Source organism: Micromonospora sp. AKA38, assembly GCF_027925725.1.
GTDB lineage: Bacteria > Actinomycetota > Actinomycetes > Mycobacteriales > Micromonosporaceae > Micromonospora.
On record NZ_BNEI01000005.1, the window covers coordinates 482161 to 496534 of the forward strand.

General features: G+C 71.2%; 15 protein-coding genes. 13 read left to right on the forward strand and 2 right to left on the reverse strand.

What is annotated here, in order from left to right; all coding sequences use genetic code 11:
• The first annotated feature begins 6 nt into the window (after positions 1-6).
• The 12 genes from TPA0908_RS19840 to TPA0908_RS19895 all read left to right on the forward strand — a co-directional run bounded on the left by TPA0908_RS19840 (position 7) and on the right by TPA0908_RS19895 (position 11735).
• The gene (locus TPA0908_RS19840) at positions 7-1554 is read left to right on the forward strand and encodes an AMP-binding protein (RefSeq protein WP_281940055.1); all 1548 of its coding nucleotides are present in this window, start codon (positions 7-9) and stop codon (positions 1552-1554) included.
• 33 nt (positions 1555-1587) lie between these two features.
• The gene (locus TPA0908_RS19845; RefSeq protein WP_281940057.1) at positions 1588-2739 is read left to right on the forward strand and encodes an acyl-CoA dehydrogenase family protein; all 1152 of its coding nucleotides are present in this window, start codon (positions 1588-1590) and stop codon (positions 2737-2739) included.
• Positions 2740-2752: 13 nt separating this feature from the next.
• A complete protein-coding gene (locus TPA0908_RS19850; RefSeq protein WP_281940059.1) occupies positions 2753-3784 on the forward strand; it encodes an acyl-CoA dehydrogenase in 1032 nt (343 codons plus the stop codon).
• A 73-nt stretch (positions 3785-3857) separates the two neighbouring features.
• Positions 3858-4955 (forward strand): LLM class flavin-dependent oxidoreductase, encoded by a 1098-nt coding sequence (locus TPA0908_RS19855; RefSeq protein WP_281940061.1) that lies wholly within the window; start codon positions 3858-3860, stop codon positions 4953-4955.
• The gene (locus TPA0908_RS19860) at positions 4952-5959 is read left to right on the forward strand and encodes an LLM class flavin-dependent oxidoreductase (RefSeq protein ID WP_281940063.1); all 1008 of its coding nucleotides are present in this window, start codon (positions 4952-4954) and stop codon (positions 5957-5959) included. The genes TPA0908_RS19855 and TPA0908_RS19860 overlap by 4 nt, the downstream gene beginning before the upstream one ends.
• Positions 5956-7518 carry a class I adenylate-forming enzyme family protein gene (locus TPA0908_RS19865; protein ID WP_281940065.1) on the forward strand — a complete coding sequence of 521 codons (1563 nt, stop codon included), beginning with the start codon at positions 5956-5958 and terminating at the stop codon, positions 7516-7518. Before TPA0908_RS19860 ends, TPA0908_RS19865 begins: the two co-directional genes overlap by 4 nt.
• Positions 7515-8525, forward strand: coding sequence for an LLM class flavin-dependent oxidoreductase (locus TPA0908_RS19870; RefSeq protein ID WP_281940067.1), 1011 nt, complete (start codon positions 7515-7517; stop codon positions 8523-8525). The genes TPA0908_RS19865 and TPA0908_RS19870 overlap by 4 nt, the downstream gene beginning before the upstream one ends.
• Positions 8522-9493, forward strand: a complete 972-nt coding sequence (locus tag TPA0908_RS19875; RefSeq protein WP_281940069.1) for an enoyl-CoA hydratase/isomerase family protein — start codon at positions 8522-8524, stop codon at positions 9491-9493. The genes TPA0908_RS19870 and TPA0908_RS19875 overlap by 4 nt, the downstream gene beginning before the upstream one ends.
• Before the next feature lie 9 nt (positions 9494-9502).
• Positions 9503-10486 (forward strand): LLM class flavin-dependent oxidoreductase, encoded by a 984-nt coding sequence (locus TPA0908_RS19880; protein ID WP_281940071.1) that lies wholly within the window; start codon positions 9503-9505, stop codon positions 10484-10486.
• Positions 10483-10818 carry a VOC family protein gene (locus tag TPA0908_RS19885; protein WP_281940073.1) on the forward strand — a complete coding sequence of 112 codons (336 nt, stop codon included), beginning with the start codon at positions 10483-10485 and terminating at the stop codon, positions 10816-10818. The genes TPA0908_RS19880 and TPA0908_RS19885 overlap by 4 nt, the downstream gene beginning before the upstream one ends.
• Positions 10819-10890: 72 nt before the next feature.
• Complete coding sequence (npdG, locus tag TPA0908_RS19890) at positions 10891-11553, forward strand: NADPH-dependent F420 reductase (RefSeq protein WP_281940075.1); 663 nt, start codon at positions 10891-10893, stop codon at positions 11551-11553.
• Positions 11554-11576: 23 nt separating this feature from the next.
• Complete coding sequence (locus tag TPA0908_RS19895) at positions 11577-11735, forward strand: hypothetical protein (protein WP_281940077.1); 159 nt, start codon at positions 11577-11579, stop codon at positions 11733-11735.
• Positions 11736-11799: 64 nt separating this feature from the next.
• Here TPA0908_RS19895 and TPA0908_RS19900 read toward each other — a convergent pair whose 3' ends face one another.
• Complete coding sequence (locus tag TPA0908_RS19900) at positions 11800-11943, reverse strand: hypothetical protein (protein ID WP_281940078.1); 144 nt, start codon at positions 11941-11943, stop codon at positions 11800-11802.
• Between the two features lie 296 nt (positions 11944-12239).
• On the reverse strand, positions 12240-12923 hold the full coding sequence (locus tag TPA0908_RS19905; protein WP_281940079.1) for an HAD family hydrolase: 684 nt from the start codon (positions 12921-12923) through the stop codon (positions 12240-12242).
• A 543-nt stretch (positions 12924-13466) separates the two neighbouring features.
• Between TPA0908_RS19905 and TPA0908_RS19910 the strand changes: the two genes are divergently transcribed.
• Positions 13467-13940 (forward strand): hypothetical protein, encoded by a 474-nt coding sequence (locus TPA0908_RS19910; protein WP_281940081.1) that lies wholly within the window; start codon positions 13467-13469, stop codon positions 13938-13940.
• Positions 13941-14374: the final 434 nt, after the last annotated feature.

Sequence of the window (14374 nt, forward strand, 5' to 3'; positions counted from 1 at the left end):
AGTCCGATGAGCGAGGAGCGGACCGGGTTTCGGTTGTGGGCGACCGCGGAACCGGACCTGTGCGCGATCGTGACCGCCGATGACCGGCGCATCTCCTACCGGGAGCTGTACGCCGAGGTGAACCGGATCTCGCACGGCCTGCGTACCCGGGCGGGCCTGCGGCCCGGCGACACGGTCGCGGCGGTGATGACGAACAGCGTCGGCCTCGTCGCGCTGTACCTGGCCGCGATGCAGTCGGGGCTCTACCTGGTGACGCTCAACTACCACCTCACCGAGCCCGAGGTGGCCTACATCCTCACCGACAGCGCCGCCAGGGTGGTGGTGGGCTCCGAGCGGGTCGAGGACGTCGTGGTGGCCGCCGCCGCGGCCGTGCCCGGCATCCAGGTCTACCTCGACGGCACGCCCGCCGGTGACCGGGCCCGACCGCTGTCGGCGCTCACCGAGGGCATGCCCGCGACGAGCCCGCCGGACACGCCGGCCGGTTCGCTGATGATGTACACCTCGGGCACCACCGGCCGGCCGAAGGGCGTCAAGCGCCCGCTCAGCGGCGTCGACGCGGACACCGGCGCGCTCACCTACGTCTGGCTGTTCCGGGAGTTCGGCATGGAGCGCGGCGCGTTCGCGTCCTGGCTGGTCTCGGCGCCGATGTACCACTCGGCGAACATCACCCCGGCGATGGGCGCGCTGCACGCCGGCGGCACCATGGTCCTGATGGACGGCTGGACGCCGGAGGGCTTCCTGCGGCGGGTCCAGCAGCAGCGGGTGACCGGGACCAGCATGGTGCCGACCCACTTCTACCGGCTGCTGCAACTGCCCCAGCCGGTACGCGACGGCTACGACCTCTCCTCGCTGCGCTACGTGCTGCACGGCGCCGCGCCCTGCCCGCGCGAGGTCAAGCAGCGGATCCTCGACTGGTTCGGCCCGGTGGTCTACGAGTACTACGGCTCCACCGAGGTGGGCACCACCGTCGCGCGCCCGCACGAGTGGCTGGCCCACCCGGGCACGGTCGGGCGTCCGGCCTCCATCTCGACCCTGCGGATCCTCGACGAGCTGGGCGACGAGGTGCCTGTCGGGCAGACCGGCATCGTCTACATGCGCCAGGGCGACGACCGGGTCGAGTACCACAACGACCCGGGCAAGACCGACGGCGCGCGCCGCGACGGCCTGATGACCGTCTGGGACGTCGGCCACGTCGACGCCGACGGCTTCCTCTACATCACCGGGCGGGCGGCCGAGCTGATCCTGGTCGGTGGCGTCAACGTCTACCCGGCCGAGATCGAGGCGGCGCTGATGGGCCACGACTGGGTCGCCGACGCCGGCGTGGTCGGCGTGCCCGATCCGGAGTTCGGCGAGGTGCCCCAGGCCCACGTCGTGCTGCGGGACACCGCGCCGGATCCGGACGCGGCCGTCGAGGAGCTGCGCCACTACCTGACGGGCCGGTTGGCGAAGCCGAAGCGCCCGGCCTCCTACGTCCTGCGCGACGCCCTGCCGCGGGACCCGAACGGCAAGCTCTACAAGGCCCGGCTCACGCGCGTCGAGGAGCCCAGCGCGTGACCGGCGTGACCGACGACCCGCTGGGAGGTGGGCATGGACTTCGCTGACAGCGACACCGACCTGGCGTTCCGGCGCGAGGTCGGCAGGTGGCTCGACGAGGCGCTGGCGGACGTGCCCGACCAGGAGGAGCTGTCCCAGGAGGAGCGCGAGCACTGGTCGCGGGTGTGGCAGGACCGGCTGTGCGCCGGCAACTGGGCCGGCCTGTCCTGGCCGGTCGCGCACGGCGGCCGGGGGCTGGACGCGCTCGCGCAGGCCATCTTCAACGAGGAGGCCGCGGTACGCGGCGCGCCGTACCCGCTCAACGGCGTCGGCATGATGCTGGCCGGGCCGACGATCATCGCGCACGGCACCGAGGAGCAGCAGGCCCGGCACCTGCCCGGGATCCTGCGCGGCGACGAGTACTGGTGCCAGGGCTTCAGCGAGCCCGGCTCCGGTTCCGACTTGGCCAGCCTGAGCACGGCGGCGACCCGGGTCGAGGGCGGCTGGCGGATCAACGGCGCCAAGATCTGGACGTCCAACGCGCACAACGCGTCGAAGTGCCTGCTGCTGGCGCGTACCGACACCGACGCGCCGAAGCACCGGGGCATCACCTACTTCCTCGCCCCGATGGACGGGTTCACCGTGCGGTCGCTCGTGATGATCAACGGGGACACGGAGTTCAACGAGATGTTCCTCGACGACGTGTTCGTCGCCGACGCCGACGTGCTCGGCGGCGTCGGCAACGGTTGGCCGGTCGCGCTCACCACGCTCGCGTTCGAACGCGGCAGCATGGCGTTGAACCTCTGGGTGTGGGCCCGCCAGGCGGTCGACCGGGTGGTCGACGTCGCGCTCGCGCGGGGCACGGCCGACGACAGCGCGTTCGTCGACGCGGTGGGCGCGTTGCAGTGCGACGCCGAGGCGGTCCGGATCGGCTCGATGCGGATGCTCGGGGAGAGCCGCGCCGGCGGGGTCCCCGGGCCGGAGACCTCGGCGTTGAAGAGCCTGTGGGCCGGCGTGGTGCAGCACGCCAACCGGCTCGCCGTGCAGCTCGACGACGCCGGCGGGGTGCTCGTCGACGGCGACGGCGCCGCCGCCCGGATCCGCCGCTACCTGCGGGCCCGCGCCCACACGATCGAGGGCGGCACGGAGGAAGTCCAGAAGTCGATCCTCGCGGAGCGGGTGCTGCACCTGCCCCGCTCACGCTGAGCGGAGTCGCCGGATGCGCGCAACATTCACCCAGGAGCAGCAGGAGATCGGCAAGACCGTGGGCTCGCTCGCGGACGGTGCCGGCGGCACGGCCCGCGACGCGCTGTCCGGCCCGTGGCGGGCCCCGGCGTGCGACGGACCGCTGCTGCGGGACTTCGCGCTGCTCGGGGTGCCCGAGTCGGCCGGGGGCGTCGGGTCGAGCCTGATCGACCTGCTGGTCGCCGTCGAGGCACTCGGCGAGCGGCTGGCACCGAGCCGGTTCCCGGCGCACGCGGCGGCCGTCCAACTGCTGTGCGGCGACGAGCGGCGTACCGACGCGCTCCCCGACGGGGTGCTGGACGGCAGCCGGGTGCTCACCCCGGCGATCGACGTGCCGGGTGGTTCCGGTTGGGCGGACCGGTCGTCACCGGACCGGCTGGCCCGGACCCTGGTGCCGTACGCGGCGCAGGCGGACGGTGTGGTCGCCCTCGGTGCCGACGGGGTCTGGGCCGCGGATCCGGCCCGGGTGACCGCGCGGCAGTCGCTCGACCCGTCGATGCCGTTGTCGGACGTCGCGCTGGCCGCGCCCGAGCGGACGCAGCCGGTCGGGACGGGCGCGTGGCGGGCCACGCTCGTGGTGGCCGCGCAGTTGTGCGGGGTGGCCCAGGGCGCCATCGACCTGGCCGCCGAGCAGGCGCGGACACGCCGGCAGTTCGGGCACGTGATCGGGTCGTTCCAGGGGGTGGCGTTCCCGCTCGCCGAGGCGGCCACCGCGCGCAAGGCGGCGTGGGACCTGACGCTGTACGCCGGGTGGGCGGTCGACAACGGCCGTCCGGACGCCGAGATCCAGGTGCACGCCGCGAAGGCGGCGGCGGGGCGGGCGGCGATCTTCGCGGCGGAGCGGTGCATCCAGGTGCATGGCGGGATGGGCATCACCATGGAGGCGGACCCGCACCTGTTCCTGCGTCGCGCGTTCGTGTTGGACGCCTGGTGCGGACGGGGCTCGTGGCATCGGCGGCGGACCGGGGAGCTGCGCATCCGGGCGCGCCGGGCAGATCGCGCCTGACCTGCGGAACCCTTGCCCGGCTTCGGCCGGAGCAGTAACATACCGGCTGGTCGGAATAAATGAGGAGAAGGCCGTGAAGTTCGGAATCATGAACCTGTTCCCGGTGGCCGACGGCGCATCGGACCACCAGGTGCTTCGAGAGACCCTCGAGGAGATCCAGCTGGCCGACGAACTCGGCTTCGACTCGATCTGGCTCGCCGAGCACCACTTCTCGAAGTACGGCATCCTCGGCAGCCCGCTGAACTTCGGCATGGCGGTCGCGGAGCGGACCACGCGGATCACCATCGGCACCGCCGTCCTCGTGCTGCCGCTGCACCACCCGCTGCGGCTGGCCGAGGACATCGCGGCCCTCGACGTGCTCAGCGGCGGCCGTGTCTCGATCGGCGTCGGCCGTGGCTACCAGCCCGCCGAGTTCGCCGGCTTCGGCGTCCCGCTGGCCGAGTCGAAGCAGCGTTACCAGGAAACCCTGGAGATCCTGCGGCTCGCACTGTCGCAGGAGAACTTCTCCTACCACGGCGAGATCTTCCACTACGACGGCGTCACGACCTATCCGCGGCCGTTCACCCCGGGCGGCCCGCCGATCCTGCAGGGCACGGTCTCGCCGGAGAGCTTCCGGGAGCGCGGCGCGGTGGGCGAGTCGATCATCACCTCGCCGAACTTCACACCGTTGGGCATCATGCAGAAGAACTTCGACCTCTACCGGCGGAGCATGGGGGAGAACGGCTTCGACATCTCCACCTACGACCTGCCGTTCATGCAGCAGGTCTGGTGCGGTGACAGCCGGGAGGGCCTCCGCGAGGCCGCCCAGGCGGCGATGACCTACTACAAGTCCGTCGGCAAGGTCATCCCGGGCTCGGCGGAGGCCGTCGAGAAGGAGCGGTCCTACTACGCGGCGGTCGCCAAGAACATCGAGCTGCTGACGCTGGAGCAGACGCTCACCCACGGCGGCAACTTCGGCTCCGCCCAGCGCGTCATCGAGACCATCGAGATGCTGCGCGAGCAGCTTGGCATCAACCACTACATCGGCTGGCTGCGTATCCCGTCGCTGGACCGCCGGGAGGCGCTGCGCTCGATGGAGGAGTTCGCCGACAAGGTCATCCCGCACTTCCGGGCCCAGGACGCCGACCGTGCCGCGGTGAGCGCGCCCGCCGCCGAGGCGGTCCTCGGGTGAAGGTCAGCTGCTTCCTGAGCGCCCAGTTCGACCCGTCGGCCTCCGCCACCGAGGGCATCGACGGCGTGCTGGCCCAGGCGGTCGCCGCCGAGGCGGCCGGCTTCCACGCCGTCTACCTCGGACACCACTTCCTGGCCCGGTCGGCGTTCGTCCAGCCCGTCCCGTTGGCCGGCTACCTGGCCCACGCCACCGGCCGGGTCCGGATCGGGTTCGGGGTCCTGCTGGCGCCGCTGCTGAACCCGGTAGCGCTCGCCGAGGACCTGGCCTCGCTCGACGTGCTCTCCGGCGGCCGGCTCACCGTCGGCATCGGCGCCGGCTACCGCCGCCGCGAGACCACCGCGTTCGGGGTGGCCTGGGAGGACCGGCTGCGGCGCCTGCGGGAGTACGTCCCGATCCTGCGATCGCTGTGGAACGGCGAGACGATCGACATCGCGGGTAGCTGGGGCGAGGTGCCCGGCGCGCACCTGGCGCTGCGCCCGGCGCAGGCCGGCGGTCCACCGCTGTGGATCGGCGCGTTCGCCGAACCCGCGGTGCGCCGCGCCGCACGACTGGACGCCCCGTGGCTGGTCGGCCCGAAGGGCAACGACGACGAACTGGCCCGGCTGCTCGCCCTCTACCGGGCCGAGCTGACCGAGCGTGGCTTTCCCCTGGAACGGGAGTACCCGATGAGCCGCGAGGCGTACCTCGGCGACAGCTATCCGGCGGCCGTCGCGGCCGTCCGTCCGCACCTGCAACGCCAGTACGCGGGCTACAAGTCGTGGGACGACGCCCAGTCCCTCGACCTCGACCGGTATCTGGCCGAGGACTGCCTGGTCGGGTCCGCCGACGAGATCGTCGCCAAGTTGCGCCGCTGGGAGACCGAGCTGGGCATCACCGAGGTCTCGCTGCGGCACCAGTTCGTCGGCGCCGGGCAGGACGAGGCGATGGAGCAGCTCGCCCGCTTCGGTGCGGAGGTCATCCCGCGGGTCAGCAGCCCCGCCACCGCGCCCGAGGTGCTCCGGTGACCGCCGCCAACCTGGCCCGGGTGCTGGAGAACCGGCACGCCGACCGGGGCGACCGGCCCGGCCTGTACGGCGAGGACGGCCGGTCGTGGACGTTCGACCAGATCGACCTGCTCGCCGGCGGTGTCGCCACCGCGCTGCGGGCCGAGGGCGTCGTCGCCGGCGACCGGGTCGCCTGCTACCTCACCAACGGGCCCGAAATCGTGTTCTTCCTCTTCGGGGCGTGGAAGATCGGCGCGGTGCCGGTCACCGTCAGCAGCCTGTACAACGCCGCCGAGCTGGCCGAGTCGACCGCGAAGACCGCGCCCCGGCTGCTGCTCGTCGACGACCGTCGCCCGGACGTGGTCGCCGACCTGCTCGGTGCCGCGCCGGACGGCGTACCGTTCCCGGTCCGGTCCGTCGCCGGCGGGCTGCCCGGCGCCCCGGCGTTGCCCTGGCGGCGGGAGGTCCGGGTCCCCGGCGTCGACGTCGCACCCGAGGCGGAGGCCTGCATCCTGTTCACCGGCGGCACGACCGGCCGGCCGAAGGCGGTCAGCGTCACCCACGGCGGCACGCGTGAGTCGCTGACGCGGCTCGCCCGGGTGACCACCGGCACCGACGCGGAGGGCACCGCGGCCCCGGAGTCCAAGCCCAACCTCATCGCGCTGCCGCTGTTCCACAGCGGCGGCCAGCACGCGTTGCTGTTCGCCTTCTTCGTCGGCCGGCCGGCGGTGGTCTGGGAACGCTTCGGCGTGGACCGGCTCGCCGACCTGATGGCACGGTTCGCGTTCGACAACTTCTTCTTCCTGCCCACGATGGTCTTCGACATCGTCCACGCCGGGCGGGACCTGCCGTTCCAGGGCGTCAAGTCCGTCCTGGTGGCCGGGCAGGCGATCGCGTGGCCGGTGCGGCGCGCGTTCGAGGAGCGCTATCGGGTGCCCATCCTGGTCAACTACGGCTCCACCGAGGCCGGTCACATCGCCGGCTGGAACGGGCGGGACATGAAGGCCGGCCGGTGGAAGCCGGGCTCCGCCGGCCGGGTCTACCCGGGCGTCGAGCTGGAGATCCGCGACGACGCGGGCGCCGCGCTGCCGACCGGCGCGGAGGGCGAGGTGGTGGTCCGGTCCGCGCTGACCCGGGGCTACGTCGACGACGCCGAGGCGTCGGCCGAGCTGGTCCGCGACGGCTGGGTGCACACCGGCGACATGGGCTACGTCGACGACGACGGCGTGCTCTTCCTGGTCGGTCGCAAGCGAGACATGATCAAGTGTGGCGGCTTCCAGGTGTGGCCCGAGGAGATCGAGGACGAGCTGCGCGGGCATCCGCTGGTGCGGGACGTCCGGGTGCTCGGCCGGCCGGACGACCGGCTCGGCGAGATCCCGGTGGCGCTGGTGGTGCGCGAGGACGACGACGCGGTCGGCGACGACGCGCTCGCCGGCCGGCTCGTCGCCTTCGCCCGGGACCGGTTGGCCCACTTCAAGACGCCCCGGCGGATCGAGTTCGTGCCCGCACTGGAACGCAGCACGACCGGGAAGATCAGCCGCGTGTCGGCTGCCGTGCCGGAAGGAGGCGTGAGCCGATGAGGTTCGGCATCATGGCGTCGCACCAGTACCCGCACGGCGACGACCTCGGCAGGCACCTGAACGACCTGTTCGGCACCGTCGAGCTGGCCGCGGAGCTGGGCTACGACTCGGTGTGGACGATCAACCACTTCCAGTCCAACCTGGCCACCCCGCAGCCGATCTCGATGATGGCGAGCCTGATCCCGCGTTCGGGCGACATGGTGCTCGGCACCGGGATCCTGCTGCTGCCGATGTTTCATCCGGTGCACATCGCCGAGGAGTTCGCCACACTGGACCATCTCTCCGGCGGGCGGGTGGTCCTCGGCGTCGGCGCGGGATACCGGGAGAACGAGTTCGCCGCCTTCGGCGTCGACCCGGAGACCCGGTTCCGCCGCTTCGACGAGAGCCTGCGGCTCATCCGCGCGCTCTGGACCGGGGCGCCGGTCACCCACGAGGGCGAGTTCTATCCGCAGGTCGACGCCACGATCGGGGTGCGGCCGCTGACCCCGGGCGGCCCACCGATCTGGATCGGCGCCGGCGGCAAGAAGGCGGTCCGCCGGGCCGCCCGCCTCGGCGACGCCTGGTACGCGCCGGGCAACTCGCCGAGCCGCCGGTTCCTCCCCGAGCACCTCGCCGTCTACGACGAGGCGCTGGCCGAGTACGGCCGCGACCCGGCGACGGTGCAACGGCCCGTCGGCGTCGAGCTGTACTGCGCGCCGAGCACCGAGCGGGCCGTCGCGGAGGCGTTGCCGCACGCCCGGGTCGAGTACTCGACGTACGCCGAGTATCCGGCGCTGCGGTGGCAGCGGGACCGGTTCGACGAGCTGGTCCGCAACACGCTGCTGCTCGGCTCGCCGGAGTTCCTCATCGAGCGGATCTCCGCCCTGCGGGACCTGGGCTTCGACCACCTCATCTTCCGCCCCGGCTGGCTGGGCATGCCGACCGAGAAGCTCCGCGCCTCGCTGCGGTTGTTCGCCGCCGAGGTGATCCCCGCCTTCCGCTCCACCCGAGAAAAGGAATCGCCGTGAAGAAGACCGAAGCCGAGCTGCTGGAGAACCAGTGGGACGTGGCGAACATGGAGGTCGACCCCGAGGTTCTCGCGACGTACGTGCGCTACGACGTCGACGAGCAGCGGGCCGTCGCCACCATCACCTTCGACCGTCCCGACCGGCTCAACGCCATCCCGGTCGCCGCCTTCGAGCGGGTCGGTGACCTGGTCCGGGAGGCCGAGACCGACGACCGGGTCAAGGTCATCGTGTTCAAGGGGGAGGGGGAGCACTTCGGGACCGGCGCCGACGCCGCCGAACTCGGCCACTACATCGGCTACAAGACCGGCACCGACAAGGCGTCCCGGCGCCGGCCGGCGCAGCGCCAGCGCATCCTGCCCGACCGCAACGTGCTCAGCTCCGGCTTCACCCGCCCGATCATCGAGTCGCTCAAGGCGACCATCTGCCAGGTGCAGGGCTACTGCTACGGCGGCCACTTCCAGATCGCGCTCTCCGCCGACATCGTGATCGCCTCCCCGGACGCCCGGTTCACCCACCCGGCGTTCCGCTACCTCGGACCCGCGCCGCAGGACATGTACCACTGGATCGAGAAGGTCGGCCTGACCACGATGAAGGACGTCATGCTCACCATGCGGGCGATCGGCGCCGAGGAGGGTGAACGCAAGGGCCTGGTCACCAAGGTCGTCGAGCGCGTCGAGCTGCAACGGTGGGTCGACGACTACGCCGACGCGATCGCGGTCATGCCGCTCGACTCACTGATGATGGGCAAGTCGATGATGCAGGTGGTGATGGAGGCCCGGGGCAAGGGCCTCGGGGCGATGACCGGCTGGGTCGGGCACGGCTGGGCCACCAACGTCAGCTTCGCCGACGGCGACTGGAACTTCCTCAAGGAGCGGCGGGAGAAGGGCATCGCCCAGGCGCTGGCCGACCGGGACCGGCTGGTCGCGCCGTACTTCCGGCTCAGCGACGCCCGGTCGCGGGAAGAGTAGGCGACCGACGTGAAGTTCGGCATCCTGCTCGACCACCAGTACGCCCCCGGCGACGACCTGCGCCGGCGGGTCGACGAGACCGTCGAGTACGTCCAGCACGTCCGCGACCTGGGCTACGACTCGGTGTTCGGCATCCACCACTACCTGTCGTCACTGAGCACCCCGCAACCGCTGCCGCTGCTGAGCCGGCTCGTCGACCACTCCGGGACGATGCAGCTCGGCACCGGGATCCTGATCCTGCCGCTGGGCCACCCGGTGCACTGGGCCGAGGAGATCGCCACCATCGACCAGATGTCCGGCGGCCGGTTCGTGCTCGGCATCGGCTCCGGCTACCGCGACGTCGAGTTCGCGTCGTTCGGCATCGAGCGGCGTACCCGGGTCTCGCGGATGACCGAGGCCCTCACGGTGATGCAGCGGTTGTGGACCGGCGAGACGATCCACCACGAGGGCCGGCACTTCCGGCTCGACGGGGTGCGGTGCAGCGTGCTGCCCGCGCAGCGCCCGCACCCGCCGGTCTGGGTGGGCGCCAACGGCCCGGCGGGGATCGCCCGGATCGCCCGGCAGGGGCTGCCCTGGCTGGCCCCGTCGAACGTGCGGCGCAACTGGGCGGTCGGCAACCTGACCGACTACCGCGAGCAGCGCCGGGCCGCCGGCTTCGACGAGGAGGGGGCGGTCTTCCCGATCCACCGCGACCTGTGCGTCGCGGATTCGTTCCACGACGCGTACGCGACGGCCGGGGACGCGGTCCGCCGCTCCTACGGCGAGTACGTCCAGTACGGCATGGACTTCTTCGAGTCACAGTGGGACGCGATCAAGGAGAAGGCGTTGTTCTTCGGCTCGCCCGACGACATCGCGGCGAAGATCCAGGACTTCGCGGACGCTGGCTACAACCACTTCGTCTTCCGGGCCCAGTGGCTCGGCCTGCCGATCGAGCGGTCGATCGAGATCGTCGAGCGGTTCGCCCGCGAGGTCATGCCGAGGTTCCGCCGATGAGGGTCGGACACGTGATCGTTCCCGCCGACGACCTGGACGCCCAACTCGACTTCTACACCCGTCTCGGGCTGACGGTGCGGTTCCGCGACGGCGACCGGTACGCCGCGGTCACCGACGGCACCGTGACCATCGGCCTGGCCGATGCCTCCCAACAGCCAGTCGCCGGCCGGACCCTGCTCAGTGTCCAGATCGACGACCTGGACGCCTGCGTGACGCGGCTGGTCGCGGCCGGCGCCACCGTCACGGCGCCGGTGGCCGGACCGCACGAGCGGCGGGCGCTGGTCGTCGACCCCGGCGGCAATCCGCTTGTCATCTACGAGCGGCTGACCTGACCATCGCCGTGGCCGGGCCGGCCGGCGACGCCACCACGTCCCACCCGCCACCGGGTGAGGAAAGGACATCACATGACCGTCAGCGAGGCGCTCCGTGGCCGCACCGTCGCCGTGCTCGGCGGCACCGGCCCGCAGGGGCGTGGCCTGGCCCGGCGCTTCGCCGCGGCCGGACTCGACGTGGTGCTCGGCTCGCGTGCCGCCGACCGTGCGGCGGAGGCGGCCGCAGCGTTGCCCGGCCGCGTGCGGGGGTTGTCGAACGCCGACGCGGCGGACGCCGGCGACATCGTCGTGGTCGCCGTGCCGTGGGCGGGCCACGCCGAACTGCTCACCGAACTCGCCCCGGCGCTGGCCGGGAAGATCGTGGTCGACTGCGTGAATCCGCTGGGCTTCGACAGGCAGGGCGCCTACGCCCTCGACGTGCCGGAGGGCTCCGCGGCCCAGCAAGCCGCCACGATCCTGACCGAATCACGGGTCGTCGGCGCGTTCCACCACGTCTCCGCCGTGATCCTGGAGGATCCCGCCCTCGACACCGTCGACACCGACGTCCTCGTGCTCGGTGACGACCGCGAGGCCACCGACCTGGTCCAGGATCTCGCCGCCGCGATCCCCGGCGTCCGCGGCGTCTACGGCGGCCGGCTGCGCAACGCGTGTCAGGTCGAGGCGTTCACCGCCAACCTCATCTCGGTCAACCGGCGCTACCGGGCCCACGCGGGCCTGCGTGTCACCGACGTGTGACCCCGGCACAAGGAGCACGCCTGATGGAGTTCGCCTGTACCGCCGCGATCGTCACCGGCGCCGCGTCCGGCCTGGGCGCGGCCACGGCCGCCGCGTTGGTCGCCGCCGGCGCCACCGTGCGCGGCGTCGACCTCGGACCGGCGATCGCCGCCGCCCGCGACGCGCCGGCCGGCGTGCGGTAGGACGCAGCTTCACGGCCCGACAGTCCGCAGGCACGTCGGCGAAAGCCGTCACACCGTGCGGCCGTTAGGCGTTGAGGTCGGCCCACTGTGCGGAGGTCAACAGTTGCCCATGCTCCAGCCGGTAAGCGATCGTGGCTTTGGCGGCCTGGTTCAGGGTGTCGGGTATCTCGTCGAAGGACGGCGGCCAGACATCCAGCAGGGAGAACACCTGATGACCGTCACGCATCGCCAAAAGGAGCATGCACCGCCAGTGCGGAGAGCGCGGTCCCGTCGTCGTAGTCGACCTGCAAACGTTCGCTGAGCTCACCGGCCATAGCGACGGCCTCGCACTCGGCTTGGCTCAACCCGACACCGGCAGGGGCGGCGCCGAACAGGTCGGGTTCGGGGCGCCGAGTCATGCCCGAGCGGCATGCACCGGTCGACTCCCGCCGCTAGCCGAGCCCGCACCGGCGATCTCGCTCGCCTGGCCGGCCGTTGACGGAGGACCGGGCGTCCGACGGCGCGCTAGCCAGTAGACGTCGGCAGTGAATGCTGGTCGAGCTGCTCGACCGCGTCGACGATGTCGGGAAAAGCGTCAATGAAGGCATCGACGTAGCGGGGATCGAAGTCCGTAGGTTTCCGGACCCCGCTCTGCAGGCAGCCGACGAAGTGCATGCCGGCGCCCCCGGCGGCTAGTGCGTCACCCGGTGAATCCCCGACGTAAACGCACTGCCCGGGTGGTATGTCAGTCGCTGCCAGCAATTCATCGAAGGCGCGCGGATCCGGTTTGCGGAAACGCGTGTTGCCGGCGTGGTAGATGCCGCTGACCCGCTCGGCCAAGACATGATCCGGCTCCAGCATGTGCCGAACCTCGTCCTCGGTCCGCGACGTCAACAGGAACACCGACCGGCCGGTCATCACGAATTCGTCCAGCGCACGCAGGTTCTCAGGGGGAATCAGATCCAGACGACCGTCGGCGATGTACGCTTCCAGCGCGCTCTGATAGAGCGTCGAGAACTGCGCCAGGTCCAGACCTGGTGAACGTCGGGGCATGGCGTCCAGAAGCGGCTCGCCCCAGGTGGATAGATGCACCTCCCGTCGCATGGGGGGTCGGCCCATCTCCGCCAGGATTTCATTCTCCAGAGCGAACGAGGCGGCCTGAGTGAGGCACAGGGTGTCGTCGACGTCCACGATCACAGCGCGAATCACGAGCCGAGCCTAACTGCCCCGGCGGTTGCACACACTCATCGGGAAGCGGAGTTTCACGGTCCGTCTGCCGCGTCAGGACGGCGGCGAGCCGAGGCTCCTGCGGCAGCTACCGGGACGCGATGCCGCTGTGCCTGGGGAGCGTCATGTCGACAAAGGTACGTGCCAGCGACCGATGGCCGCACCCCTGCCGGGTACGAGATCCGCCTCGGTCGACGATCGCCGCACCGATTGTCGCCGGCGGCAGATTCCCGATCTTGTACGTGTGGCGGCACCTCCTGCCCGGATTCGGGCTGTCGAGGGCCACCGCGCACCGCCAGCCACCTGCTTCTGCTTGACGGCGGCAAGACCCGCCTGCGCGCCGACCGGATCGCCGCTGACCTACCCGCCACAAGCCATCCTCGTCCTGCACCACGTCGAAACCAACCGCTAAGCAGGATGAAGATGGCTGAATTACGACGGCGCTCGGGAATGGCCGCGACATACAATCGCGGTAAGGTGGAGCCAAGGCCGAGATTCCGGCACCGGTGTGAGGGAGGGGTCAGGATGTTCGGCAGGATGTTCGGTGCGATGATCGGCAGGATGATTGAGTCGACGAACAACGTCAGCGATCTGAGGGACCAGCTCAGACCCGACCTGAGTCGGGAATCGCTCGGCGTCGGGCCCGGATTCCCCGGGATCGCCCCGAACCCGCTGCTGAGCAGTGACGCGCGGAAGCGCAATGCGGAATTGCGTACGGGGGCGCTTGCGCTCGGCGTTCTCGTCGACTGGCGGGAGGTGAACAGCAACCCTCGCGTGGTCCTGATGTTCGACGTGGAGACCGCCGACGGCATCTCGTTCCGCGGTATCGCAGACGAAGGCCTCACGATCACCGAGCTCACCCGACTCGCCCCAGGGCAGACGTTGCCCGTGCGCTACCGGCCGGCGGTCATGGACCACTACGTCGCCCTTGCCCGGGACGCGGACCCCGCCCACGTGCAGCAGCTCTCTGACGAGATCGCGAGCCGCAAGCGGACCTGATCCGAAGCCATTGAGCGTCTTCAACTGGCTTCGGGCTGGTGGGGAATGGGTTCGGGTGCCCCGGTAGCGGGTTGAGGTGAGGCTCCCGGTAGGACAGCGATGGCGGCGACTCCTTCACTCGGCTGGTTTATGCTCTCAGCGACCTGGACAGACGTGCGTGAGCATGCCGCTGGGCCACCGGACCACTGGGGGTCAAGGGGTCGTCGGTTCGAATCCGCCGCCCCGACAGCGAGAGGGTTTCCGCAGGTCAGCGAACTGCGGAAACCCTCGTTTTGTTGCTCGGCATGGATCCACGGTCTGGCGCGTCGCTGTTGGACTTCCAGACTCGGGCAGGTTGTCGCGCCACTACTGGATCTCCAAAGGCTTAACTCGGGACTGTCCCGGATCTGGGCCGGGTTCCTCCGCGACTGGGCCCGGTCGCTGCGGGCCGGGAA

What these genes read in the sequence shown, in the direction of transcription:
- TPA0908_RS19840 (WP_281940055.1), top strand. Translation starts at nt 7, where the DNA reads ATGAGCGAGGAGCGGACCGGGTTTCGGTTGTGGGCGACCGCGGAACCG.
- TPA0908_RS19845 (WP_281940057.1), top strand. Translation starts at nt 1,588, where the DNA reads ATGGACTTCGCTGACAGCGACACCGACCTGGCGTTCCGGCGCGAGGTC.
- TPA0908_RS19850 (WP_281940059.1), top strand. Translation starts at nt 2,753, where the DNA reads ATGCGCGCAACATTCACCCAGGAGCAGCAGGAGATCGGCAAGACCGTG.
- TPA0908_RS19870 (WP_281940067.1), top strand. Translation starts at nt 7,515, where the DNA reads ATGAGGTTCGGCATCATGGCGTCGCACCAGTACCCGCACGGCGACGAC.
- TPA0908_RS19885 (WP_281940073.1), top strand. Translation starts at nt 10,483, where the DNA reads ATGAGGGTCGGACACGTGATCGTTCCCGCCGACGACCTGGACGCCCAA.
- npdG (WP_281940075.1), top strand. Translation starts at nt 10,891, where the DNA reads ATGACCGTCAGCGAGGCGCTCCGTGGCCGCACCGTCGCCGTGCTCGGC.
- TPA0908_RS19895 (WP_281940077.1), top strand. Translation starts at nt 11,577, where the DNA reads ATGGAGTTCGCCTGTACCGCCGCGATCGTCACCGGCGCCGCGTCCGGC.
- TPA0908_RS19910 (WP_281940081.1), top strand. Translation starts at nt 13,467, where the DNA reads ATGTTCGGCAGGATGTTCGGTGCGATGATCGGCAGGATGATTGAGTCG.